Source organism: Burkholderia catarinensis (assembly GCF_001883705.2).
GTDB lineage: Bacteria > Pseudomonadota > Gammaproteobacteria > Burkholderiales > Burkholderiaceae > Burkholderia > Burkholderia catarinensis.
Genome location: NZ_MDEQ02000007.1, coordinates 182,245 through 206,829 on the forward strand (window position 1 = coordinate 182,245; position 24,585 = coordinate 206,829).

The window sequence follows — 24,585 nt, forward strand, 5'->3', positions numbered from 1 at the left end:
CAGTCTGACGAGCGCGCCGCGCGCACGCCAATACCGTTTTCACCGCCATTGATACCGGAACGACAACAATGCTCGACCTGCGCCGCCTCCGCTATTTCGTGGTCGTCGCCGACGAACTGCACTTCGGCCGCGCCGCGTTGCGCCTGCGGATCGCGCAGCCGCCGCTCACGCGCCATATCGCCGCGCTGGAAAGCGAGCTCGGCGTCCGGCTGTTCGAGCGTTCGACGCGCGCGGTGCGGCTGACGCCGGAAGGGACGCTGTTTCTCGAGCATGCGCGCCACGTCGTCAGCGCGGCCGCCGAGGCCGAAGCGAGCGCACGCAAGATCGCGCAAGGCATCGCCGGGCGGATCGTGATCGGCTACGCGAGTTCGATTCCGATGTCCGACACGTTCCCGGACGTGATCCGCGCCGCGAGCCGGACGATGCCCGACGTCGAACTCGCGTTCCGCGAAGCGGCGACCGCCAGCCAGCGCCAGCAGATCGCGGACGGCACGATGGACATCGGCTTCGGCTGGGCGTGGGACGGCGCGCCCGGCGTGCCGGTGGCGTCGCTAGTCGCGTCGCGCGAACCGATCGTCGCGGCCGTGCCGGCCGGGAATCCGTTCGCAAGCCGTGCGAGCGTCGACGTCGCGGAGCTGGCAGGCGAAACCTTCGTCACCTTTCCGCCCGGTTACGGTTCGGCGTTGACCGCCGCGCTGGACGACCTGTGCGCGCAAGCCGGATTCGCGCCGCGGATCGGGCCGACCGCGTCGCAGATCACGACGCTCGTGTCGCTGGTGGCCGCCGAACGCGGCATCGCGATCGTGCCGGGCTTCACGGCGACGCTGCAGCGCCCGGGCGTCGTCTACGTGCCGCTCGCCGACACGCGCGCGGTCGAGCAGATCGTGTCGTGGAGCGAGCCGTTTTCGTCGGCGTGCGTCGAGCGCTTCGTCGCACTCGCGCGTTCGCTTGCGCAGCCGGCATCGGCCTGATGCGACTCGAGCGACGCGCGTCGCGCTTGATACGACCGATCGGGAAAATCGCCCGCCCGACGTGTTGCGCAACGCTGTCGAATCGGCAAGATCATTACGTATCGGGAATCAAATAACAAAAAGAACACCTAAGCATTCACTAATCGGCGCGAATCCTCCAAGATGGGCACGCCGCCGGCCGGGCATGCCCGGTCTCGCCCGACCGGCGGCGATACGCGGGCCAGCGTATCCCTCTTCCACTTGGAGAACACAATGAACAACAATGTGTTGCCGCGTTTCATCCCGCGTGCGCTTGCCGCGGGTTGTCTGCTCGCGATGGCGAGCGTGTCCCAGGGCGCCGGCGTTTATGCGCCCTATGTCGACGTGACGCTCTACCCGACGCCACTGGTCGACCAGATCGGCGTCCGGCAAGGCATCCAGCAGTTCACGCTCGCGTTCGTGGTCGCGGGCAGCGGCTGCGCGCCGTCGTGGGGCGGCGTGCAGCCGATCGGCAACGGCGCGAGCGGCGGCCTGCTGACCGCGCTGTCGACGTCGATCGCGAGCTATCGCGCGAAAGGCGGCGAAGTCGCCGTGTCGTTCGGCGGCGCGAACGGCACACCGCTGATGCAGGCGTGCTCGACGGTCCCCGCGCTGAAGGCCGCGTACCAGACGGTGATCGACACGTACGGCCTCACGCATGTCGACTTCGACATCGAGGGCGCGTCGCAGCTGGACACGGCAGCGGTCGCCCGCAACTTCCAGGCCGTCGCGCAACTGCAGTCCGACTACGCGGCGAAGGGCAAGCCGCTGCACGTCACGCTGACGCTGCCGACGATGCCGACCGGGCTCACGCAGGACGGCCTGAACGTCGTCAACGCGGCGATCGCGAACCAGACCGTGTTCGATGCGGTGAACGTGATGGCGATGGATTACGGGCCCGCGAACATCGACATGGGCGCCGCCGCGATCAGTGCCGCACAGGCGCTGTACTCGCAGCTCGACACGGCGTTCAAGTCGGCCGGCAAGCCGCAGACCAATGCACAGCTCTGGCAGATGGTGGGCGTCACGCCGATGATCGGCGTGAACGACGTGCAGGGCGAAACCTTCACGCTCGCGAATGCGCAAAGCGTGCTGAGCGCGGCGGTCAACAACGGCTACGGCTTCTTCGGCAACTGGTCGGTCGGCCGCGATCAGGCGTGCCCGTCCGGCGGCACGTATGCGTCGCCGACCTGCTCGGGCGTCGCACAGCAGCCGTACGCGTTCGCGGCGATCTTCAGGGCGCTCGACGGCAAGTGGGGCGCGGGCGTCACGCAGGACCCGAACTACGGCGGCGGCTCGGACGGCGGCACGCCGCAGCCGGGCGCGCCCTGGGCGGCCGGCCAGGTCTATACGGCTGGCGCGACGGTTACCTACCAGGGCACGACGTATCAGGCGCAATGGTGGACGCAGGGCGACGTGCCCGGCCAGGCGGCCGTGTGGAAGCCGGTCGGCGGCGGCTCGCCCGTGTGGTCGGCCACGACCGCCTACCCGGGCGGCACGTGCGTGATGTACCAGGGCGCGAAGTACTGCGCGAAATGGTGGACGCAGGGCGACAACCCGGGTGCGGGCGGCGTGTGGGTGAAGTCGTGACGTCGCGGCGGCCGATGCACCGACTCATCGGCGCGTGACGCGCGGCGGGCCGTTTCCGGTGCGGCAGGATCGTGCGCCGGAACACGGCCCGCCGCCGGTCGTGGCGTACCGCCCTACCCGCGCACGTGCTCGGCCAGCAGCCGCGCCTTCGCGTCGACGAGCAGCGCCGCATGCGTGTCGCGATGCTGGCGGATCCGCTCGGTCGGCCCGACGACCGACAGCCCGTACCAGTCGCCGTCGAGCGTCAGCGCGACCGCGAGCGCCGACAGCTCGGGCGCGCTCTCGCCGAAGTTCTCGGCCCAGCCGAGTTCGCGAAACCGTGCGGTTTGCGCGACGAGCGCCGGCAGGTCCGCCACTGTCGCGTCGGTGAAGCGTTCGAACGGCAATTGCGCGCCGAGCGCCTGCTGCGCGTCGCCGGCGAGTTCCGCGAAGATCGCCTTGCCGATCGAGTTCGCGTGCAGCGGGCGCAGCTCGCCCGGCTGGCGCGTATAGCGGATCGCCTGCTCCGATTCGACGACGTCGAGGTACGTGACCGACGGGCCCTGGATCTTGCCGAGCACGGCCGTCTCGCGGCTCGCGTCGCGCAGCGCGACGAGATGCGGATGCACGATGTCGACGACGGGATCGGTCGCGTCGATCGCGGCGGCGAGCGTCTGCAGGCGGCGGGTCGGGTAATAGCCGCCGCGCTTGCGCACTTCGTACAGGTAGCCGCGGCTCACGAGCGTGCGCGCCATCGCGAGGCAGCTCGACGCCGGCACATTGAGCAGGCGCGCGAGTTCGGTGAGCGGCAGCGGCCGCCGTTCGGCGGCGAACAGCTCGAACAGGTCGAGCGTGCGGGCAACGAGTTTGACGTCCATGGCGAGCGCTTGAATCGGAACGGGATGTCGCGCACCGGGCCGGCCGCCAGGCCGGTACGGTCAGTACGACTTCGGCAGCCCGAGCACCTTCTCCGCGATGTAGCACAGGATCAGTTGCGGACTCACGGGCGCGAGCCTCGGAATCATACACTCGCGCAGGTAGCGCTCGACATGGTATTCCTTCGCATACCCCATCCCGCCGTGGGTCGCGACCGCCGTCTGGCATGCCTGGAACGCGGCTTCCGCGCCGAGGTATTTCGCCGCGTTCGCCTCCGCGCCGCACGACTGCCCCGCGTCGTAGCGCGTCGCGGCCTTCATCACCATCAGCCACGTGGCCTCGAGCTGCATCCATGCCTGCGCGAGCGGATGCTGGATCGACTGGTTCTGCCCGATCGGCCGGCCGAACACGACGCGCTCGCACGCGTACTGCGTCGCGCGGCGCAGCGCGGCCTGCCCGAGCCCGATCGCCTCCGCGGCGATCAGGATCCGCTCGGGATTCAGCCCGTGCAGCAGATAGCGGAAGCCGTCGCCCTCGTTGCCGATCAGGTCGCCCTCCGGCACGCGCAGGTTGTCGATGAACAGCATGTTCGAATCGACGGCCTTGCGGCCCATCTTCTCGATCTCGCGCACCTCGACATGCGAGCGGTCGAGGTCGGTATAGAACAGGCTCAGCCCGTCGGTCGGCTTCGCGACCTGGTCGAGCGGCGTCGTGCGCGCGATGATCAGCATCTTGTTCGCGACCTGCGCGGTCGAGATCCAGATCTTGCGCCCGCTCAGTACGTAGTGGTCGCCGTCGCGGCGCGCCTGGGTGGTCAGGTGTGTGGTGTCGAGGCCCGCGTCCGGTTCCGTCACCGCGAAGCACGCCTTGTCGCGCCCGGCGATCAGCGGCGGCAGGAAGCGCGCCTTCTGCGCGTCGTTGCCGAACACCTGCACCGGGTTCAGCCCGAAGATGTTCATGTGGACGGCCGACGCGCCGGACAGGCCGGCGCCCGACGCGCTGATCGTGCGCATCATCAGCGCGGCCTCGGTCATCCCGAGCCCGGCGCCGCCGTGGGCCGGGTCCATCGCGATGCCGAGCCAGCCGGCCTCGGCGAGCGCCGCGTGGAAATCGGCCGGAAATCCGCCCGCGCGATCGCGCTCGAGCCAGTAGTCGTCGCCGAAGCGCTCGCAGATTTTTTCGATCGCGCTTTCGATCGCGCGCTGGTCGTCGGTCAGGTCGAACTGCATGGACTGCTCTCCCGTAAAACGTGAACGGCCGCGCCGTTCTCAAGAAGCCGCCGGGTAATCCCCTCGGGGGGCCTGGCGCTCACAATGGAAACACGCCCGTCGCGACCGCGGCGAAGACCATCAGCACGGTGGCGGCGAACAGGAACGGAATCGTGAACTTCTGGTGCTCGGCAAGCTCGACGCCTGTCAGCCCGACGATCAGGAACGTCGCGGGCGTGAGCGGACTCACCGGGAAGCCGGTCGTCATCTGGCCGAGCAGCGCGGCCTGCGCCATCTGGATCGGCGGCACGCCCAGCAGCTTGCCGCTCTCCGCGAGCACCGGCAGCACGCCGAAGTAGAACGAATCGGGGTCGAACAGCAGGCTGAGCGGCATCGACAGCAGCCCGAGCACGAACGGCATGTGGCGCGCATGCTCGACGGGCACGTGCGCGACGACGACTTCGGCCATCGCCTTCAGCATCCCCGTGCCGGACATGATGCCGGTGAACGCGCCGGCCGCGAGCAGTACGCTCGCCATCATCAGCGCGGCCTTCGCATGCGCGTCGATCCGCTCGCGCTGGGCCTGCACGTCCGGGTAGTTGATCACGAGCGCGGCCACCGTGCCGAGCATGAACATCACCATCGGGTCGACGATGCCCGACACCAGCGTGGCGAGCACGACGAGCGTCAGCGCGAGGTTGATCCGGAAGCGGCCCGGCCGGCGCAACGCGCGTTCGGCGTCGCTCAGCTCGCGCGGCGCGATCGCGAGCGACGCCGCGCCGGCGCGGTCGAGCCCGAGCCGTTTGGCTTCGCGCACACCGAGCACGTACGCGGTGCCGAACACGAACACGAGCCCGACGATCTGGACCGGAATCATCGGCATGAAGATCGCCGAGCCGGGGATGTGCAGGGCCGCCGACGCGCGCAGCATCGGCCCGACCCACGGCAGGAAATTGACGCCGGCCGCCATCGACGCGACGCACGCGAGGATGCGGCGATCCATCCCGAGCCGCGTATAGAGCGGCATCATCGCGGGCAGCGTGACGAGAAACGTGACGGCGCCCGAGCCGTCCAGATGGATCAGCAGCGCGAGCAGCGCCGAGCCCATCACGATGCGCGGCGGATGGCAGCCGATCACGCGCAGCACGCCCGCGATGATCGGGTCGAGCATTCCCGCATCGGTGAGGATTCCGAAAAATAGAATCGCAAAAACGAACATCCCGGCGATCGGCCCGATGTTCTGTACGCCGTGCACGATGAACTTGCCGGTCGCGAGCCCGAAACCGGCCGCGAGCGACGCGGCCACCGGCACGACGATCAGCGCGACGAGCGGCGACAGCCGCTTCGTGATGATCAGGCCGAACAGCGCGACGATGGCGATCGCGCCGATCCATGCGAGCATGATGTGTCTCCTCTTCAGCCGGTTCGCGTTCGTGCGCGGGCCGGCGTGCTGTCCGAATGGTCGTGCGGCACGCGCGGCCGTGCGGCGCCGTCGGGCGCACGACACGGCCGGCGGCCGCGATGCCGCTCAGTCGCGGCGTTGGTCGTGATCGTTGTCGTCGGCAAACACCTGCGCCGCGTGCTCGTTCAGCGCGGGCGGCGGCCGCCGGTACGTGGCCGGCGTGCGGCCGAGCTTGATCGGCGACGCGATGCCGCGATGCCGGCCCAGCTCCACCTTCATCTCCCGATGCGCGACATGCGGATGGTCGAGCGCCGCATCGAGCCCGAGCACCGGCGCGCACGGCACGCCGCGACGCATCAGTTGCTCGGCGAGCGCCGCGCCGTCGTGTCCGGCCAGCGCCGTTTCGAGCAGCGTGCGCAGTGCCGCGCGGTTCGCGCTGCGCGCGCGGTTGTCCGCGAAACGCGGATCGGCGAGCCAGTCGCGCGTGCCGAGCACGTCGCACAACGCCGCGAACTGCCCGTTGTTGCCGACCGCCAGGAAGATGTCGACGCCCGCCGTCGGAAAGCTGTCGTACGGCGTGATGTTCGGATGCGCGTTGCCGGTCCGCACGGGCGCGTTGCCCGAATGGAAGAAGTTCGGCGTATGCGGATGCAGGATCGACAGCGCGCAGTCGAACAGCGTCGATTCGACGAACTGGCCGCGGCCGCTCGCGTCGCGCTCGCGCAGCGCCATCAGCACGCCGAGCGCCGCGTTCAGCCCCGTGACGAGATCGACGATCGGCACGCCGACGCGCAGCGGTGCGCCGCCGGCTTCGCCATTGACGCTCATCAGCCCCGCGAGCGCCTGCACGGCCGCGTCGTAGCCGGGCAGCCCGCCGAGCGGGCCGTCCGCGCCGAAGCCCGACACGCGGCAATGGACGAGGCGCGGAAACCGCGCATGCAGCGCGTCGAAGCCGAGCCCCCAGCGCTCCATCGTGCCGATCTTGAAGTTCTCGACGATGGCGTCCGCGTGTTCGAGCAGGCCGAGCAGCCGCTCGCGGTCGCCCGGTTGCGTCAGGTCGAGCGCGATGCCGAGCTTGTTGCGGTTCACGCCGAGGAAGTACGACGCGGTGTCGCCGTCGAACGGCGGGCCCCACGTGCGCGTCTCGTCGCCGGACGGCGGTTCGACCTTGATCACCTCCGCGCCGTGGTCGGCGAGGATCTGCGTCGCGTACGGGCCGCCCAGCACCCGCGACAGATCGATGATGCGCAATCCCGCCAGCGCGCCCTGCTGCTCGTGTTCCGCCATGCGTCTCGCTCCTGGTTCCGGTTGATCGGACTGCCGGTTCCGATGGCCCGGCGCCTGCGGCGCGACCTTCCGGATCCGGCGAATAATTCTTGTATGTGAATTTATATTCACACTCACGAATTATATTGTCAAGCCCGGCAACACCCGGCTGTCGCACGGATAACGTCGCCACCTGCCGGTGAGGACGACACCGAACCCGGGCCAGTTGCGGTGCGGCCCCGCCCTTCGTTAAGCTGGCGGAAAACGTTAATCTCAAAAATTGAGGCGGAATATTCATGAAACGGTTGTTGCTGGCGGCCTTCGTGCTGGCGTCGACGCTTGGCGTCGGACACGCGCAAACCCAGACTTTCCATTTCGGCGAAGGACAGACAGGGCCGGGCGCGGCGCCCCGGGCCGCCGCGCCGACCGCACGGCCCGCGCCCGCGCGCCGTCATGTGACGGCGCCGTCGCCCCACCACCGGCGCGCCGTTCACAAGCGCAGCCATCCGCGCCACGTGAACCCGACGCGCAACGGGATCTATACGCACGCGTGACGCGGCGTCCGTCGCGCGACGCCGTGCACGGAACTGTCACGAACGGCCGGTAAGATCGGTGCGGCTGCCTGCATGCCGTCGCGGTCCGCTGCCGGACGAGCGCTCCGCCGACGCGTATTTTCCCCACGATTCAGCACCTGCTTTGCCGAACATGAGTACCGTGCCGGACACCCTCTTCGTCATCAAGGAACGCGCCACGATCGTGTGCCGCCAGCGCAGCAGCGTGCTGCTGGTCGCCCGCGCCGCGTCGCGCTGGTCGCTGCCGGGCGGCACGATCCGGCGCGGCGAGACGCCGCTTCAGGCCGCGCAACGGGAGCTTGCCGAGGAAACGCGGCTGGAGGGGCTCGCGCTCGACTACGCGGTGCAGTTCGGTGGGCTGACGAAGCTGCATCACGTGTTCGTGGCCGACGTGCCGGCGCACCTGACGCCGCGCGCGAGCAATGAAATCGCCCGCTGCAAGTGGTTCACCGTCGACCGGCTCGAAACACTTCGCGCGAGCGTGCCCACGCGCAAGATCATCGAACTGCTGCGCCTCGACGGTTTTTCGGCGATCGTGAACGGCCCGCTTCGTTGACGCCGATGCGTCCCGCGCCGGTCAAGTGCGCAGGAACGGGCCGGCCTTGCGTTCGAGCAGCGCGACGAGTTCGGGCTGCATGAACGCGTAACGGTCGGGGATGTCGAGGCAGACGATCTTCTTGTGCTTCAGATGCGCGCCGAATTGCGCCGACAGCCTCGCCTTGTGCGCGCGCTCCATCACAAAAACGATGTCGGCCCAGTCGAGCTGCTCGGCCGAGAGGCGCGCGTGCGCATCGGGCGCGAGGCCCGCGGAGTCGGTTTCGACCCCCGGCCACGCGGCGAACACCGCTTCGGCCGTCGGGCTGCGCAGCCGGTTGCGGCTGCAGACGAACAGCGCCCGCGTCATGTCGCTGCTCCGTCCGCTTGCCCGCTCACCCTTGCGGAATCGTGCCCGGCCGCACGTACGCGAGCATGTGCGGCACGTAGTCGGCCTTGCCGAGCTCGACGCCGTGATGGCGCAGGATCGCGTACGCGGCGATCGCGTGGAAGTTGAACTGCGGCAGCGCCCAGTCGCGCGCGTACTGTTCGCCCGTCATGTCGAACGCGACTCCGTTCGGCAATTCGAGCGCGATCGGCAGCGCGGCACCGCCATCGAGCGCATCCGGCGCGAGTTCGCCGAGAAACGCGAGCGTGCCGGCGATGATCGCCTGCGCGTCGCTCAGCGAACCGGGCTGCGCATCCGCATTCCATCCTGCCTCGCGCAATGCCGTCAGCGCAGCGGGCAGCGGCTCGCCGCGCAGCCGGTAGACGGGCTCCATTGCCTGGAAGCAGGAAAAGCGCACCTGTGCGGCAAGCGGATACATGTCGGCCGCCAGCTTCAGCGTCATCGCTGCATCGGGCTCGGCGCCGGCCGCCTGCTGGTGCGCGATGGCCTTGTCGAGCCACGCGGTCTGCGCGCGCAGCATCTGGGTAAATGTCGGAACGAGAAGTTGGGTCGGTGACACGCGTGCTCTCCTGTGCAGTTGTTCGCGCCACGATATCAGCGTCGGCGAGAACGCGCATCGACGTACACGATCCGGCGCGGATCCGGCGATGGGTCGCGTGGCGCGAGCGTTCCGGCACGCGGGACGATCGACGGCGCGCGGCCGCCGAAACGCGGCTTCAGGGCTTGCCGTGTCGTGCCAGGAACCGGTCGAGCTGCGACGCAAACGCCTTGCCGTCGCGCGCGCTGAACGGCGCCGGCCCGCCCGTGTCGATGCCCGCGCTGCGCAACTGATCCATCATCGCGCGCGTCGACAGGCGCTCCTCGATGTTCTCGCGGCTGAACCAGTTGCCGCGCGGGTCGAGCGCCTGCGCGCCCTTGTCGAGGACGGCCGCGGCCAGCGGGATGTCGGCTGTGATCACGAGATCGCCGGCTTCGACCAGCTCGACGATGCGCGCATCGGCCACGTCGAAGCCGGCCGGCACCTGCACCGCCTTGATGAACGGCGACGGCGGCGTGCGCAGAAACTGGTTCGCGACCAGCGTCACGCAGATTTCGGCACGACGCGCGGCGCGAAACAGCATGTCCTTGATGACGGCGGGACACGCGTCGGCATCGACCAGTACTTGCATGGCGGGTTTTCCCAATGGGCAGAAGCAGAAGCGGCGATCATATCGCACCGCAGGCCGGCCATCAGCCAGCCGGGTCGGTGCAAAGCGCATCGGCCGTCACCCACTGCGCGCCCCACGCGGCGGCAAGCCTTGCGCCCTGCCCGATCCGCACGGCCGCATCGTCGAAGTCGACGAACACGACGTGATCGGCCGCCGCGGGCTTCGCCGGCGTCTCGTGCGTGCGCCCGTCGGACAGCACCCATAGCCAGCGCGCTTTGCCGGGCTCGCGCCGCGCATCGCGCGCGAGCAGGCTCGCGGCGGCGGCGATGCCGTCCGCGAGCGGCGTGCCGCCGCCGCCGTCGACGGGTTCGAGCCAGCGCGCATTCCACCAGCGCGGCACGGCCGGGCCGAAGCGCCGCGCGGCGCCGTTGCCGCCGAAGCAGATCAGCGCGGTTTCGACGCGGTCGCGCGCGGCGCGATCGAAATACGCGACGATCAGCCCCTTCGCGAGCGCGAGCCGTTCATGCGACAGCATCGACGCCGAACAGTCGAGCACGAAGCAATGCAGCGCGTGCGGCGTGCCGGCCCGTTTCCGGAAGCGCAGGTGGCCGTGATGCAGCGGGCCGCCGCGCTTGGCGGCAAGCGTCGCCGGCCATGCAACGGCCGTGCCGGCGCGCGCCGTGCCCGGCACGCGTGCGGCTGCGCCTGACTGCCATCGAGGACCGCGAACGGCTTTCGCGGCGGCGCCGGCTCGATGGCTCAGCGTTTTTTTAGCGGCAGCGGCACCACGCTTTTCACGTCGCGCAGCCCGGCCGGCTCGGGCGGCAGGTAGCCCCAGTCGCCCTGCGATGCCGCGGCATCGTTGTTCGTCGCGCCCGGTGGATCGTCGGGCCGCCGGCGTGCATCCGGCGGGGAACGATCGTCGCGTTCGCCGCGCTGCTGCGACGCGCCGGACGATGGCGGCGTACCCGCATGGCGCCGGTGCCGCAGCACCGCTTCGGCCACGCGCTCCACCTGCGACACCGTCACCGCATCGGCCTGCTCCAGCGCGGCGAGCGCGCGCGCGGCGCGCAGCATCACGAGATCGGCGCGCAGCCCGTCGACCGCCGCGTCGATGCACAGCGCGCTCACGCACGCATGGACCGCATCGTCGAAATCCAGCGTCGCCAGCCGTGCGCGCGCCGCGTGAATCCGGTCGCCGAGTTCGCGCTGCGCGGGTGCATGGCGCGCACGGAACGCGTCCGGATCGAGATCGAACGCGAGGCGCGCCTTCACGATCCGCTCGCGCTGCGCGGCATCGAAACAGTTCTCCAGCTCGACCATCAGCCCGAAGCGGTCGAGCAACTGCGGGCGCAGCTCGCCCTCCTCGGGATTCATCGTGCCGACCAGCACGAAACGCGCATCGTGCGCGTGCGACACGCCATCGCGCTCGACGATGTTCACGCCGCTCGCGGCGACATCGAGCAGCGTATCGACGAGCCCGTCGGCGAGCAGGTTCACTTCGTCGACATACAGCACGCCGAGATGCGCACGCGCGAGCAGGCCCGGCCGGAAGCGCACGCCGTTTTCGGCCAGCGCATGCGCGAGATCGAGCGTGCCGGTCACCTGCTCGTCGCTCGCCGACAGCGGCAGCGTGACGAACTGCCCTTCGGGCAGCAACTCGGCAAGGCCGCGCGCGGCGGTCGATTTCGCGGTGCCGCGCGGCCCGCTCACGAGCACGCCGCCGAGCGACGGGTCGATCGCGGCGAGCAGCAGCGCCTGCTGCAACGCATCCTGCGCGACGAGCGCAGCAAACGGAAAGACCGCGCGGGCGCGGTGCAGTGTCGGATCGGTCATCGCCGTCCCCCTTCCTGGAGTTGTTCGCTCGTGAGCCAGACCGATTCGATCCGTTCGCGATAGTCGCCCGGCTGCTGCCACAGGCCGCGCTGCATCGCTTCGACGAAGCGTTCGCAGATGCCGTGCAGCGCTTTCGGGTTGTGCCGTTCGAGGAACGCGCGGGTGGCATCGTCGAACAGGTACGCGTCGGCGACGAGCGCGTACTGGTGGTCGGACAGCACGCGCGCGGTCGCGTCATAGCCGTACAGGTAGTCGACGGTCGCGGCCAGCTCGGCCGCGCCCTTGTAGCCGTGGCGCTTCACGCCGTCGAGCCATTTCGGGTTGACGACGCGCGAGCGGATCACGCGCGCGATCTCCTCGCGCAGCGTGCGCATCTTCGGCGCGGCCGGGTTCGCATGATCGCCGTGATAGATGCTCGGCTGCTGCCCGGACAGGTGCCGCACGGCCGCCGTCATCCCGCCCTGGAACTGGTAATAGTCGTTCGAATCGAGGAGGTCGTGCTCGCGGCTGTCCTGGTTCTGCACGACGACGTCGATCGTCGCCAGCCGCTCGCCGAATACGTCGGGCGCGGCGTCGCCCGCGCTGTTCTGCGCGTACGCATGGCCGCCCCACTGGCGGTACGCATCCGCGAGATCGGCGTCGGTCTGCCAGCCGCGCTGGTCGATCAGGTCCTGCAGGCCCGCGCCGTAGCTGCCCGGCCGCGCGCCGAACACGCGCCAGCCGGCGCGGCGCCGCGCTTCGTCGGGGGCCACGCCCTGCGCAATCGATTGTGCGCATTCGCGCTCGATGCGCGCGCGGATCGGGTTCAGCGCCTCGGGCTCGTCAAGCGCGGCGACGGCCTGCACGGCCGCGTCGAACAGGTGCATCAGGTTCGGGAACGCGTCGCGGAAGAAGCCCGACACGCGCAGCGTCACGTCGATGCGCGGCCGGTCGAAGATCTCGATCGGCAGGATCTCGAAGTCGGTCACGCGATGGCTGCCGTGCGCCCATTTCGGCCGCACGCCGAGCAGCGCGAACGCCTGCGCGATGTCATCGCCGCCCGTGCGCATCGTCGCCGTGCCCCATACCGACAAGCCGATCGCGCGCGGATAGTCGCCATGATCCTGCAGGTGGCGCTCGATCAGTTGCTGCGCGGATTTCAGGCCGAGCGTCCACGCGGCCTGCGTCGGCACCGCGCGCGTATCGACCGAGTAGAAATTGCGGCCGGTCGGCAGCACGTCGGGCCGGCCGCGCGACGGCGAGCCGCTCGGCCCCGGCGGCACGAAACGGCCGTCGAGCCCGCGCAGCAGCTGGCGCATTTCCTCGCCGCCGCATGCGTCGAGCGCGGGCAGCAGCGTCGCGCGGACACGTTCGAGCACCGCGAGCGTGTGCGGCCATTCGCCGGGCGGCGTCGTGTCGGTGTCGATGTCGATGTTGCCGCCGGTCGCCGCGCACAGCCCGTCCAGCCATTGCTGCGCGAGCCGTTCGAGTCGCTCGCGCGTATCGCCCGCATGGCGCCACGGCGACGCATCGAGCGCCTGCAGGATCGCCGGCCGCGGGCCGGCCCACGGCGCGGCCCAGTCGGCCGCGAGCGGGTCGAACCCGTCACCGAGCGCGAGATCGCGTGCGAGCGCGCCGATCAACCCCGCCCGTGCGCCCTTGCCGTCGCCGACCGGAAAGCGCGCGAGCGCGAGCAGTGTGTCGCGCCGCTGGCGATCGGCCGGCGACAGGCCGAATACGTGCAGCCCGTCGCGAATCTGCGCTTCCTTCAATTCGCATAGCCATGCGTCGACGCGCGTGAGCAGCGCATCCTCGTCGCCCGCATCGCGCGGCGGCGACACGCTCAGTTCGTCATGCAGCCGATGCTCGGCGATCGTCGCGAGGATCGTCTTGCGCAGCAGCTTCGCGCGCCGCGCATCGACCATCAGCGCTTCGTAGTATTCGTCGACCTGCCGTTCGAGATCCTGCAGCGGGCCGTAGTTTTCCGCGCGGGTGAGCGGCGGCATCAGGTGATCGACGATCACGGCCTGCGCGCGGCGCTTCGCCTGGCTGCCCTCGCCCGGATCGTTGACGATGAACGGATACAGGTGCGGCAGCGGCCCGAGCGTCAGGTCGGGCCAGCACGCGTCGGACAGCGCGACGCTCTTGCCCGGCAGCCATTCGAGGTTGCCGTGCTTGCCGAGATGGATGACCGCGTCGACGCGATACGCATCGCGCAGCCAGAAATAGAACGCGAGATACGCATGCGGCGGCACCAGATCCGCGTCGTGGTAGCTCGCGTAGTCGTTCTCGCCGCGCGAGCGCGACGGCTGGATGCCGACGAACACGTTGCCCGCGCGCCAGCCGGCGATCGCGAAACGCCCTTGCCGCAGCGTCGGGTCGGCGTCGGGCGGCCCCCAGCGTTCGTTCAGCGCGTCGCGCACGGCCGCCGGCAGCCGCGCGAAATGCGCGACGTAGTCGGCCAGCGGGAAGCTCTGGAATGCCGGGCGCAGCGCATGCACGGCCGGGTCGTTGGTCACGCCTTCGGTGAGCCGCGCGATCAGCGCGTCGCCGTCGGGCGGCAGGTCGGCCAGCGCGTAGCCCGCATCGCGCAGCGCCGCGAGCACGCGCAGCGCGGACGCCGGCGTGTCGAGCCCGACGCCGTTGCCGATCCGCCCTTCGCTCTGCGGATAGTTCGCGAGAATCAGCGCGACGCGCTTGTCGGCGTTGTCGAGCGTGCGCAGCCGGCACCAGCCGCGCGCGAGCGCCGCGACGAACGCGATCCGCTCGGCGTCCGGCTGGTAGCGCACGACGTCGACCTCGGTGTGCGGGCAGCGATACGCGAGCCCCTTGAAACTCACCGCACGCGTGACGATGCGCCCGTCGACCTCGGGCAGCGCGATGTGCATCGCGATGTCGCGCGCGTGCAGGCCCTGGTTGTCGGCCACCCATGCGTCGCGATTGCCGCCGGACAGGATCACCTGCAATACCGGTGCGTCGCCGGCGAGCACGTCGTGCCCGGGGCTGTCGATCGCGCCGGCCGCGAACGCGGTCGTATTCAGCACGAGCGCGACGCCGTGCGTGTCGCAGAGCTGCGTGATGACCTCGCGGCTCACCGCGTCCTTCAGCGACGTCACCGCGATCGGCAGCGGATTCAGCCCCTCTTGCACGAGCGCGTCGGCCAGCGCGTCGAACACGGCCGTGTTCGCGGCCTGCCAGTGCGCGCGATAGAACAGGATCGCGACGACGGGCGCGCCGGGCGTCCAGCGCGGCCGCCAGTCGTCGGCGCTCGCGCGGTCGCGCGCCGGGTGATACAGCGCGGCGGCCGGCAGCGGGCGCGGCAGCTCGGGTTCGTCGCCGAAGCCGAGCGTGTGGAAGGCGATGCTGCGCAGCAGCGCCTCGGCGTTGTGCACGCCGCCTTCGCGCAGGTAGCGCCACCACAGCCGGCACAGGTCGGGCGCGACCGTGCTCTTCGCGACGAGGTTCGGGTCCTCCTGCAGGTCGCCCGAGAACATCGCGAGCTGCTGCCCGCGCTTCGACGCGAGCGACACGGCCTGCTCGATCCCGTACGGCCAATACGCTTCGCCGCCGAGATGATCGATCACGACCGTCTTCGCGTGGCGCAGCACGTCGTCGACATAGAAATCGACGGACGCCGGCTGCCGCAGGAACGTGACGTTCGCGAGCCGCACGCTCGGGAAGCCTTCGGGCAGCCGCGGCACGACGCTCGCGAGCAGCGACAGCGTCGTGTCGGCCGAACTCAGGATCACGATGTCGGCCGGCTGCTGGTCGATCCGGACGACCCCCTGCGTATCGTCGACGAAGCCGCCCGGCGTGGTGCGCAGCAGATGCATCGTGCGTTACGCCTGTTGCGGCTCGGCCGCGCACGCGGCGTCGAACGCGCGTTGCAGCGCGGCCGCGTCGAGATCCTCGCCGATCAGCACGAAGCGGCTCGCGCGCGTTTCGCCATCCTGCCAGCGGCGGTCGAAATAGCTGTCGAAGCGGCGGCCGACGCCCTGGATCACGAGCCGCATCGGCGCGCCGGGCAGCGCGGCGAAGCCTTTCGCGCGATAGATCGTGTGCGTCTCGACGACGCGCTGCAGCGCGGCGATCGTCGCTTCGCGCGTGCCGGCGTCGCCCGACACGACCACCGAGTCGAAATCGTCGTGATGGTGATCGTGATCGCCGTCGTCGGCCGAGCCGTGATGGTCGTGACGCAGGTGGATCGTTTCTTCCGATGCCGATTCGAGGCCGAGCAGCATCGCGAGGTCGAGCTCGCCGCGCGTCGCGCGCACGATCTTCACCTGCGGCGGGATCTCGTCGCGGATCGCGGTTTCGATCTGCGCGAACTGCGCGTCGCCGACGAGATCGGCCTTGTTCACGATCACGAGATCGGCGGACGACAGTTGATCGGCGAACAGTTCGTGCAGCGGCGATTCGTGGTCGAGGTTCGGATCGGCGCGGCGCTGCGCGTCGACGGCCTGCGGGTTTTCCGCGAACTGGCCGCTCGCGGCGGCCGGCCCGTCGACGACGGTCACGACCGCGTCGACCGTGAAGCTGTTGCGGATCGTCGGCCAGTTGAACGCCTGCACGAGCGGCTTCGGCAGCGCGAGCCCGGACGTCTCGATCAGCACGTGGTCGATGTCCGCGCGCCGCTCGACGAGCGCTTCCATCACCGGATAGAACTCTTCCTGCACGGTGCAGCACAGGCAGCCGTTCGCGAGTTCGTAAAGCTGGCCCGACGCCTCGCCCTGCGCGCCCTCCGTATCGTCGCAGCCGATGCCGCAGCCCTTGAGGATTTCGCCGTCGATGCCGAGCTCGCCGAATTCATTGACGATCACCGCGATGCGGCGGCCTTCGGCGTGCTGCAGGATGTGGCGCATCAGCGTCGTCTTGCCGCTGCCGAGAAAGCCCGTGACGATCGTGACGGGAAGCTTGCGTAGGGTCATGGTAGGTTCTGTGTCGAAAAAGAAATCAGGCCGGGATCGTCGCGGCGGTGGCGGCGCGGTAATTCATCGGGCGGAGCGCGGGAGAGTCGCCGCGCGATCCGGACAGACGGCCGCAGGACGAGCGGAACAACGAATCGGACATGGTGCTTCCTTGCGAACGGTCGACATCGTGAATGCCAACACGGCTGCCGCCGGCCCTGCCCGCGCCGCCTGCCGTTCGCCGCACGGGCCCGGATGCGTGTGCGCAAGGGGCGGATCGGCGGAGGGAAGCGGGAAATGCCCGGGCGTCGGGCCTGCTGCGGCCGTGGACGATGCGCCGCCTCCCCGCGGCGCTGAACCCCAATGTTTAGGCCGGTATCCGGGCTGGCGAACACGCCGCTTCGCCTTCCCGGATGCGCGCGGCATCCAGTGGCGGTCGTCCGCATGCGTGCGGCATGCGGCGAAGCGGCGCTGCGTCGCGCTGCGCGCGACACGTTCGCTTACCGTTGCGGGGGCAGCACAGGTTGGCTCGACTGCGGCGCAGGCAGGCTCCCTGTTTCCCGTTTAACTGCGCGCGCCGGAGCGGCGCGCGCGAGCACCAAAACGCGTGCGAGTGTAGGCGGCGGTGCGGGGAGCGTCAAGGCGGCGCGGTGAGCAGCGAACGCGAATGATTGTCGTTTTCAACCAGTCAAGATAAACTTCGCCGATCAACAAAACGAACCACGACGCAACGGCAAAGCGAGGCAGTCATTCAGTGATCCTTAAATTTTCATGTCAAAACGACAGATCTCCGGGCGGCGTTTTCCTGCGCTGGCCCTGTCGCTGTGCTCGATCGCCGGCGTTGCCTCCTGCCCCGCAGCGGCGGCCGAGTTCGACGACGAACTGCCCGCGGTCGAGGTGCGCAGCCGTCGCCATCCGAACGACCCGCGTCCCGAACACGTAAGCACGGCGACCCGCACCGCAAGCGATCCGCGTGACGTACCGCAAACCATCGACAGCGTCTCGGTCGAGGAAACGCTGTCCTATGGCGGCCGCACGCTTGCCGACGCGTTGGCCGGCGTGCCGGGTATTTCCAACACGTCGGATACGCGCTTCGATTCATTCCGCATCCGCGGCTTTTCCGGCGCGGGCGACTTGCTGCTCGACGGCATGCGCGACGATGCCCAATACGTGCGCGGCCTCGGCAACGTCGAACGCGTCGAAGTGCTGAAGGGGCCGGCGGCGGTGTTGTACGGGCGCGGCAGCGGCGGCGGCGTCATCAACCGGATCACCAAGCAGCCGTTGCCGGAAAACTTCGGACACGTCTCGGTGGCAACCGGCAGTTACGGGCGTCTCGGCGCATCGGTCGATCTCAACCGCATGCTGTCGGGGGCATGGAGCGTGCGGCTCAACGCCGGACGCGAACACGCGGGCAGCTTCCGCGACCACGTCGACGGCACGCGCCAGTACGTCGCGCCGTCGATCAAATGGAAGGATGCGCAGCGAAGCTGGCTGCTGCAGTTCGAATACGAGACGTACGAGCGCGTGCCCGATCGCGGCATGCCGGCGCCGGTCGTCGCGGTCGACCCGGCCGGCAAGCCGTTCGCGTTCTCGCTGCCGTCCGCGTCACGCGCAACCTTCTTCGGCGCGGCGGGCCGCGATACCGTCCGCGACGCGAACATGAACTGGCGCTCGGTCTTCACGCACGCGCTCGGCGGCGACTGGCAGGTGCGGCACACGCTGGGCGTGCTGGATTTGCGCAGCACATTCGACAATACCTTCGTCACGCAGAGCTACGTCGCGAAACCCCGCGACTACGGGCACGTGCAACGTGCGCGCTATCTGCAGGACATGACGCACCTCAACGTGCAGACCGGCGTCGAACTGAGCGGCACGCTCGCGACCGGACCGGGGCTGCATCACCTGCTGTTCGGCATCGAATATGGCTGGCAGAGACGTGCCCCGAAGCTCTGGCAGGCCGACGCGGCGCCGGTCCCGATTACCGGGCCGGATCGTTCCGCGCTTGCCGGCCCGGCGCCGCGCCCGTTCGCGATGAACCGCCATCGCGTCAGCGACTACGCGGTGTTCGTGCAGGACCGGATCGACCTCGGGCGATCGTGGAAGCTCCTTGGCGGCCTGCGCTGGGAACGCTTCGACGTCGATTCGGCCAACGTGCTGAACGACTTGCGTTCGCGGCGCACGACAGCGGCATGGAGCCCGCGGCTCGGCGTCGTGTGGTCGCCGGTCGGCGCGCACAGCGTGTATGCGTCGTACAGCAAGAATTTTGCGCCGGTCGGCGGCGACCTGATCGGCATCACGCCGGGCGCGCGCGGCAATGCCAACGATCTCGGCCCGCAATACACCCGCCAATACGAGATCGGCGTGAAAAGCGACTGGCGCGACGGCGCGCTGAGCACGACGCTCGCGCTGTTTCAGCTCGATCTGTACAACCGCCGCGTCGCCGACCCGATCCGGCCGGGATTTTTCGACCTCACCGGCCTCGAGCGCAATCGCGGCCTGGAACTGGGCGTCGCCGGCCGGCTCACGGGCGACTGGTTCGTCCGCGGCGGAATCGGCTGGCAGCACGCGCGGGTGGTCGACGCCGAGCCGAAGTACGCGGGCAAGCGGTCGGCGGGCGTGTCGCCGTCGAACGGCAGCCTGTTCGTCAGCCATGCGCCGCTGCTCGGATTTTTCGCCGAACTCGGGTTGGTCTACGAAGGTGCGCGTTACGCCGATCGCGACAACCTGCTCATGCTGCCCGCGTATGTACGCTGGGACGGCAAGGCCGGATACCGCACGCGCGACCTGGAGGTGACGCTGGCGGCCATCAACCTGACCGATCGCGACCATTACGCCAATGCGACGAGCCTGGCGCAGATCATGCCCGGTTCGCCGCGGACGTTCACGCTGACGGCCGCGTACAAGTTCTGACGTCGAGGGCAAGCGCCGACGCCCGCGCAGCCGGTCCGCCGGGCGGTTGGTCCGATGCACGCTGTGCTATCGTATGCGCCGCGTTCGGTGCTCGCATGCGCAATCCGCGCATGCAGTTAAACGGGAAACAGGAGGCGGACGACCGCCCGGCCTGTGCTGTCCCCGCAACGGTACGCCGCCCGCGCAACGCGCTTCCCCGCGCATGCGCCCAGGCCGCCCGCGATGCCACTGCCCTTCAGCCGGGCGGGAAGGCTGCGGCCTGGCAAGCGGCCAGCCCGGATACCGGCCGACGCAAGGGGCGAGCCCGACGCTCGCCGAACGCCCGGTCCGCGGGGGACGGATGGGGTGCGCACTCCGCCCGCGTTCGCGCGGGCTTCGCCCGATCCGTCATGTCTTGCCTGTTCGCCGGCCGCCGATGTGCCGCCCGCCTTCCCCTTTTCACTGTTTCGACACGGTGCGCGCCGTGCCGCGTGCGATGAGCCGCGCGTGGCTGATCGGCGCCGGCCCCGGCGACGCCGACCTGCTGACGCTCCGGGCCGTGCGCGCGATCGGCGCGGCGGACGTGCTGCTCGTCGATGATCTCGTGAACCCCGACGTGCTGCGCCATGCGCGCGCCGACGCGCACATCGAGCACGTCGGCAAGCGTGGCGGCCATGCGTCGACGCCGCAGGAGGCGATCGTCGCCGCGATGCTCGCGCACCTGCGCGCGGGCCGCAGCGTCGCGCGGCTCAAGGGCGGCGATCCGTTCGTGTTCGGCCGCGGCGGCGAGGAGCTGGTCGCGCTCGGCGCGGCGGGTTTTCCGGTCGAGGTCGTGAACGGCATCACCGCGGGCATCGCCGCGCCGGCCGCGCTCGGCATTCCGGTCACGCAGCGCGGCGACGCGCAGGGCGTGATCTTCGTCACGGGCCACGGCGCGGGCGCCGACGAACCCGACTGGCGCGCGCTCGCGGCAACCCGCATGACGATCGTGATCTACATGGGCATCCGCCGGCTCGACGCGATCGCGGCAGCGCTGCGCGACGGCGGCCTGCCCGGCGATACGCCGTGCGCGGCGATCGAGAACGCGACGCGTCCCGAGCAGCGGCACGTGCTCGCGACGCTCGACACCCTCGTCGAACGCGTCGGCGCGACCGGCATCGGTTCGCCGGCGATCGTCGTGATCGGCCGCGTCGCGGCGCTCGCCGGCGATCCGGCGGTGCGTGCCGCGCTCGGCGGCGGCGCATGATGCGCGTCGCGCTCGGCATCGGTTTCCGCGCGGGCGTGACGGCTGCGCAACTCGATGCTGCGATCCGCGCGGCGCTGGCGCTCTACCCGGCCGCTGAACCGGCGCTCGTCGCGACGCTCGCCGACAAGGCACGTGCCCGCGCGCTGCGCACGCTGTGCGCGCGGCGCGGCTGGCCGCTCATCGCGTTCGACGCGGCGCGGCTGGCGAGCCGTCCCGAACTGGCCGCGAGCGGCCCGTCGGACGCCGCGCTGGCCCGCTTCGGCATCGCGGGCGTGGCGGAACCGTGCGCGCAGCTCGCGGCGCCGCACGGCCGGCTGCTGGGCCCCAAATCCATCCGGGACGGCGTGACGGTCGCACTCGCCGGCCCGCTCTGAACCCTTTGTTTCGCTTTCTTTCGACAGGACGAATCCGATGAAAACCGACGCCGAATCCCATCAACGGATGACCGAACGCCGCCGCGCGGGCCACGAGAAGAAGCAGGCCGCCGCCACCCACGAAAAGGGGCTGCTGATCGTCAATACCGGTAACGGCAAGGGCAAGAGCACGGCCGCGTTCGGCATGGCCGTGCGCGTGCTCGGCCACGGCATGCGGCTCGGCGTCGTGCAGTTCATCAAGGGGGCGCTGCACACGTCCGAGCGCGACTTCCTCGGCGCGGTCGCGGAATGCGATTTCGTGACGATGGGCGACGGCTATACGTGGAACACGCAGAACCGCGACGCCGACATCGCGACCGCGCGCAAGGGCTGGGACGAGGCGCGCCGGATGATCGAAAGCGGCGATTACCGGATGGTGATCCTCGACGAGCTGAACACCGTGCTGAAGTACGAATACCTGCCGCTCGACGAAGTGCTCGCGACGCTCGTCGCGCGTCCGGATTCGGTGCACGTCGTCGTTACCGGGCGCCACGCGCCCGATGCGCTGATCGATGCGGCCGATCTCGTCACCGAAATGCGGCTCGTCAAGCATCCGTACAAGGAGCAAGGCGTGAAGGCGCAGCCCGGCGTGGAGTTCTGAGCGTGCCGGCCTGCCCCGCGCTGTTCGTCAGCGCACCCGCGTCGGGCCAGGGCAAGACGGCGGTGACGGCCGGCCTCGCGCGGCTGCACCGCCGGCTCGGTCGTCGCGTGCGCGTGTTCAAGACCGGGCCCGATTTTCTCGATCCGATGCTGCTCGAACGCGCGAGCGGCGCGCCCGTGCATGCGCTCGACCTCGGGATGGTCGGCGAGGCCGGCTGCCGCGCGCTGCTCGCCGATGCGGCGCGCGACGCGGACCTGATCCTGATCGAAGGCGTGATGGGGCTGTTCGACGGTACGCCGAGCAGTGCCGATCTCGCGGCCGCGTTCGGCGTGCCGGTCGTCGCGGTGATTTCCGCGAAGGCGATGGCGCAGACGTTCGCGGCGATCGCGTTCGGGCTCGCGCGGTTCCGGCCGGGGCTGCCGTTTCACGGCGTGCTGGCCAACCGCGTCGGCTCGGCCCGGCACGCGGAACTGCTGCAACAGGCGCTGCCCGGCGACCTGCGCTGGCTCGGGCACGTGCCGGCCGATGCGGGCATCGCGCTGCCTGAGCGGCATCTCGGCCTGCACCAGCCGGCCGACATCGACGATCTCGATGCGCGGCTCGATCGCGCAGCCGACGTGCTCGCGCAGACGGCGCTCGCCGAACTGCCGCCCGCCGTTTCGTTCGCGGAACCGGATGCCTCGGCGGCGCTGCCGCGTGCGCTCGCCGGCAAGCGGATCGCGGTCGCGCGCGATGCGGCGTTCTCGTTCATCTATCCGGCGAATCTCGCGCTGCTCGATGCGCTCGGTGCGCAGGTACGGTTCTTCTCGCCGCTCGCCGACGAGCCCGTGCCCGACGATTGCGACGCGCTGTTCCTGCCGGGCGGCTATCCGGAACTGCATGCGGCAACGCTCGCGGCGAATGGCGAGACCGCGCGGACGATTCGCGCGCACGCGGCGGCCGGCCGGCCGATCGTCGCGGAATGCGGGGGGATGGTGTACCTGTGCGAATCGCTGACCGATGCGGACGGCTTGAAGACGGCGATGCTCGGCGTGCTGCCGGGCCATGCGACGATGCAGCGCCGGTTCGCGGCGCTCGGCATGCAGCAGCTCGACACGCGCACCGGACCGATGCGCGGTCATACGTTTCATTATTCGCGGCTCGACACGCCGCTGTTGCCGGCCGCGATCGCCGCGCGCCCCGACGGCGCGCCGGGCAGCGGCGAAGCCGTCTATCGCAGCGGTGCGGTGGTCGCGACGTACATGCACATGTACTGGCCGTCGAATCAGGATGCGGTCGTGGCGTTGTTCGGCGGGGAAGCGTTTCTGGATTGATCGATGCCATGCGGTGCCCGCATGCGTGCCGGGAAGGCCGCGCTGTCGAATGGCTTGGCCCCCCCTGATGCCTCACCGGCCTTCAACGCTTCTTGTAACGCACGCGCCTGCGTTTCGTGTAATTCGAGCCGCCGCAAACCGGCTCGCGCGACGTCGCTTGCGGAACCGTATCGCCCCGATTGCACTTGAGCGTCGACGAATTCGGCAAAGTGGTCGTCTTCCGTCACACCAGAAACGCCTCGGCCAGCTTGACCCAGTACGACGCGCCGGTCGGCAGCGCCGCGTCGTTGAAGTCGTAGCCGGGGTTGTGCACCATGCAGCCGCCCTCCCCGTCGCCGTTGCCGATGATCAGGTAGCAACCCGGCCGCTTCTCGAGCAGGAACGCGAAATCCTCGCTGCCGGTGAGCGGCACCATCCCGTCGATCAGGTTCGCATCGCCCACCCACTCGCGCGCGACGCCGCGTGCGAACGCGGTCATTTCCGCATCGTTGACGAGCACCGGGTAGCGGCGCTGGTAGTCGAGCGTCGCGGTCGCGCCGAACACGGCCGCCTGCGCATGCACGACTTCCTTGATGCGCGTCTCGAGCAGGTCGCGCACGTCAGGCTTCAGCGCGCGCACCGACAGGCGCATCTGCGCGCGATCGGGAATCACGTTCGGCGCCTCGCCCGCGTGGATCGCGCCGACCGTGACGATCGCCATGTCGAGCGGCGACACGTTGCGCGACACGATCGTCTGCAGCGCCAGCACGATCTGCGCGCACACGACGACCGGATCGATCGCCTTGTGCGGCACCGCGCCGTGGCCGCCGCGGCCCTGCACGTCGATGACGACGGTATCCGACGACGCCATGAACGGCCCCGGCAGGAAGCCGAACTTGCCAGTCGGGAAGCCCGGCATGTTGTGCATCGCGAAGATCGCGTCGCACGGGAACTGCTCGAACAACCCCTCGTCGAGCATCTTCTTCGCGCCGCCGAGCCCTTCCTCGGCCGGCTGGAAAATCAGGTTCAGCGTGCCCGAGAAGCGGCGCTCGCGCGCCAGATGCTTCGCGGCCGCGAGCAGCATCGCCGTGTGGCCGTCGTGGCCGCACGCGTGCATCTTGCCCGCGATCGTGCTCTGGTACGGCAGCCCCGTCGCCTCGTGGATCGGCAGCGCGTCCATGTCGGCGCGCAAGCCGAGGCGCTGCTGGCCGTCGCCCACCTTCAACTGCGCGACGACGCCTGTGCCGCCGAGCCCGCGATGCACCGTGTAGCCCCACGACTGCAGCTGCTGCGCGACGAGGTCGCTCGTCGCGAATTCCTCGAAGCCCAACTCGGGATGGGCGTGGATGCGGTGCCGGATCTCGATCATTTCGTCGGCAAGGCCTGCGGGGATCACGCTGTGCGTCACGGTGTCGTCTCCTGATGTTCGGTGGGGAATGTGCAGGCAAG

The 24,585-nt window shown here is 69.8% G+C and carries 22 protein-coding genes and 2 riboswitches; of the genes, 9 read left to right on the forward strand and 13 right to left on the reverse strand.

Features of this window, described 5'->3' with window-relative positions; translation table 11 throughout:
- The first annotated feature begins 68 nt into the window (after nt 1-68).
- Together BFF94_RS13685 and BFF94_RS13690 are read left to right on the forward strand one after the other, a co-directional pair.
- Nucleotides 69-971: a LysR substrate-binding domain-containing protein gene (locus tag BFF94_RS13685; RefSeq protein ID WP_128844515.1), complete on the forward strand. Its 903-nt coding sequence runs from the start codon at nt 69-71 to the stop codon at nt 969-971.
- A gap of 252 nt (nt 972-1,223) precedes the next feature.
- Nucleotides 1,224-2,579 (forward strand): chitinase, encoded by a 1,356-nt coding sequence (locus BFF94_RS13690; protein WP_162285555.1) that lies wholly within the window; start codon nt 1,224-1,226, stop codon nt 2,577-2,579.
- 113 nt (nt 2,580-2,692) lie between these two features.
- Here the strand turns inward: BFF94_RS13690 and BFF94_RS13695 are convergent, their stop codons facing one another.
- From BFF94_RS13695 to BFF94_RS13710, 4 genes are all read right to left on the reverse strand, one after another.
- Nucleotides 2,693-3,436, reverse strand: a complete 744-nt coding sequence (locus tag BFF94_RS13695; protein WP_219139446.1) for an IclR family transcriptional regulator — start codon at nt 3,434-3,436, stop codon at nt 2,693-2,695.
- Nucleotides 3,437-3,496: 60 nt separating this feature from the next.
- The gene (locus BFF94_RS13700) at nt 3,497-4,663 is read right to left on the reverse strand and encodes an acyl-CoA dehydrogenase family protein (protein ID WP_128844520.1); all 1,167 of its coding nucleotides are present in this window, start codon (nt 4,661-4,663) and stop codon (nt 3,497-3,499) included.
- A 79-nt stretch (nt 4,664-4,742) separates the two neighbouring features.
- Nucleotides 4,743-6,044: a CitMHS family transporter gene (locus tag BFF94_RS13705; protein ID WP_128844523.1), complete on the reverse strand. Its 1,302-nt coding sequence runs from the start codon at nt 6,042-6,044 to the stop codon at nt 4,743-4,745.
- A 126-nt stretch (nt 6,045-6,170) separates the two neighbouring features.
- A complete protein-coding gene (locus tag BFF94_RS13710) occupies nt 6,171-7,331 on the reverse strand; it encodes a CaiB/BaiF CoA transferase family protein (RefSeq protein WP_219139447.1) in 1,161 nt (386 codons plus the stop codon).
- 275 nt (nt 7,332-7,606) lie between these two features.
- Between BFF94_RS13710 and BFF94_RS13715 the strand changes: the two genes are divergently transcribed.
- Both BFF94_RS13715 and BFF94_RS13720 read left to right on the forward strand, forming a co-directional pair.
- Nucleotides 7,607-7,864, forward strand: coding sequence for a hypothetical protein (locus tag BFF94_RS13715; RefSeq protein WP_219139448.1), 258 nt, complete (start codon nt 7,607-7,609; stop codon nt 7,862-7,864).
- A 151-nt stretch (nt 7,865-8,015) separates the two neighbouring features.
- Nucleotides 8,016-8,438, forward strand: coding sequence for an NUDIX hydrolase (locus BFF94_RS13720; RefSeq protein ID WP_128848530.1), 423 nt, complete (start codon nt 8,016-8,018; stop codon nt 8,436-8,438).
- A 21-nt stretch (nt 8,439-8,459) separates the two neighbouring features.
- Here BFF94_RS13720 and BFF94_RS13725 read toward each other — a convergent pair whose 3' ends face one another.
- The 7 genes from BFF94_RS13725 to cobW form a co-directional block, all read right to left on the reverse strand.
- Entirely contained in the window at nt 8,460-8,786 is a 327-nt protein-coding gene (locus tag BFF94_RS13725) for a low molecular weight protein tyrosine phosphatase family protein (RefSeq protein WP_128848532.1), read from the reverse strand.
- A 25-nt stretch (nt 8,787-8,811) separates the two neighbouring features.
- On the reverse strand, nt 8,812-9,384 hold the full coding sequence (locus BFF94_RS13730) for a DUF1993 domain-containing protein (RefSeq protein WP_128848534.1): 573 nt from the start codon (nt 9,382-9,384) through the stop codon (nt 8,812-8,814).
- Between the two features lie 157 nt (nt 9,385-9,541).
- Nucleotides 9,542-9,994, reverse strand: a complete 453-nt coding sequence (locus BFF94_RS13735; protein ID WP_128848537.1) for a YaiI/YqxD family protein — start codon at nt 9,992-9,994, stop codon at nt 9,542-9,544.
- Nucleotides 9,995-10,055: 61 nt separating this feature from the next.
- On the reverse strand, nt 10,056-10,664 hold the full coding sequence (locus tag BFF94_RS13740) for a vWA domain-containing protein (RefSeq protein ID WP_219139449.1): 609 nt from the start codon (nt 10,662-10,664) through the stop codon (nt 10,056-10,058).
- Nucleotides 10,665-10,732: 68 nt separating this feature from the next.
- Entirely contained in the window at nt 10,733-11,809 is a 1,077-nt protein-coding gene (locus BFF94_RS13745) for a magnesium chelatase ATPase subunit I (RefSeq protein ID WP_219139450.1), read from the reverse strand.
- Nucleotides 11,806-15,621 (reverse strand): cobaltochelatase subunit CobN, encoded by a 3,816-nt coding sequence (gene cobN, locus BFF94_RS13750; protein WP_219139451.1) that lies wholly within the window; start codon nt 15,619-15,621, stop codon nt 11,806-11,808. Before cobN ends, BFF94_RS13745 begins: the two co-directional genes overlap by 4 nt.
- Nucleotides 15,622-15,627: 6 nt before the next feature.
- Nucleotides 15,628-16,716 carry a cobalamin biosynthesis protein CobW gene (gene cobW / locus BFF94_RS13755; protein ID WP_128846250.1) on the reverse strand — a complete coding sequence of 363 codons (1,089 nt, stop codon included), beginning with the start codon at nt 16,714-16,716 and terminating at the stop codon, nt 15,628-15,630.
- A 332-nt stretch (nt 16,717-17,048) separates the two neighbouring features.
- Nucleotides 17,049-17,313: riboswitch (cobalamin riboswitch) on the reverse strand.
- 153 nt (nt 17,314-17,466) lie between these two features.
- Here cobW and BFF94_RS13760 point away from each other — a divergent pair.
- From BFF94_RS13760 to BFF94_RS13780, 5 genes are all read left to right on the forward strand, one after another.
- Nucleotides 17,467-19,605, forward strand: a complete 2,139-nt coding sequence (locus BFF94_RS13760) for a TonB-dependent receptor (protein WP_128846248.1) — start codon at nt 17,467-17,469, stop codon at nt 19,603-19,605.
- Nucleotides 19,606-19,672: 67 nt separating this feature from the next.
- A riboswitch (cobalamin riboswitch) is annotated at nt 19,673-19,910 on the forward strand.
- A 110-nt stretch (nt 19,911-20,020) separates the two neighbouring features.
- A complete protein-coding gene (cobA, locus tag BFF94_RS13765; protein WP_219139452.1) occupies nt 20,021-20,830 on the forward strand; it encodes a uroporphyrinogen-III C-methyltransferase in 810 nt (269 codons plus the stop codon).
- A complete protein-coding gene (locus BFF94_RS13770; protein ID WP_219139453.1) occupies nt 20,827-21,204 on the forward strand; it encodes a cobalamin biosynthesis protein in 378 nt (125 codons plus the stop codon). The genes cobA and BFF94_RS13770 overlap by 4 nt, the downstream gene beginning before the upstream one ends.
- 37 nt (nt 21,205-21,241) lie before the next feature.
- A complete protein-coding gene (gene cobO, locus BFF94_RS13775) occupies nt 21,242-21,844 on the forward strand; it encodes a cob(I)yrinic acid a,c-diamide adenosyltransferase (RefSeq protein WP_128844627.1) in 603 nt (200 codons plus the stop codon).
- Nucleotides 21,845-21,846: 2 nt separating this feature from the next.
- Complete coding sequence (locus BFF94_RS13780; protein WP_128844625.1) at nt 21,847-23,157, forward strand: cobyrinic acid a,c-diamide synthase CobB; 1,311 nt, start codon at nt 21,847-21,849, stop codon at nt 23,155-23,157.
- Here the strand turns inward: BFF94_RS13780 and BFF94_RS13785 are convergent.
- Complete coding sequence (locus tag BFF94_RS13785) at nt 23,109-23,384, reverse strand: type II toxin-antitoxin system ParD family antitoxin (RefSeq protein ID WP_372454198.1); 276 nt, start codon at nt 23,382-23,384, stop codon at nt 23,109-23,111. The two genes, BFF94_RS13780 and BFF94_RS13785, sit on opposite strands and share 49 nt — an antisense overlap.
- Nucleotides 23,381-24,544: a M20 aminoacylase family protein gene (locus tag BFF94_RS13790; protein WP_128844622.1), complete on the reverse strand. Its 1,164-nt coding sequence runs from the start codon at nt 24,542-24,544 to the stop codon at nt 23,381-23,383. Before BFF94_RS13790 ends, BFF94_RS13785 begins: the two co-directional genes overlap by 4 nt.
- Between the last annotated feature and the right edge of the window lie 41 nt (nt 24,545-24,585).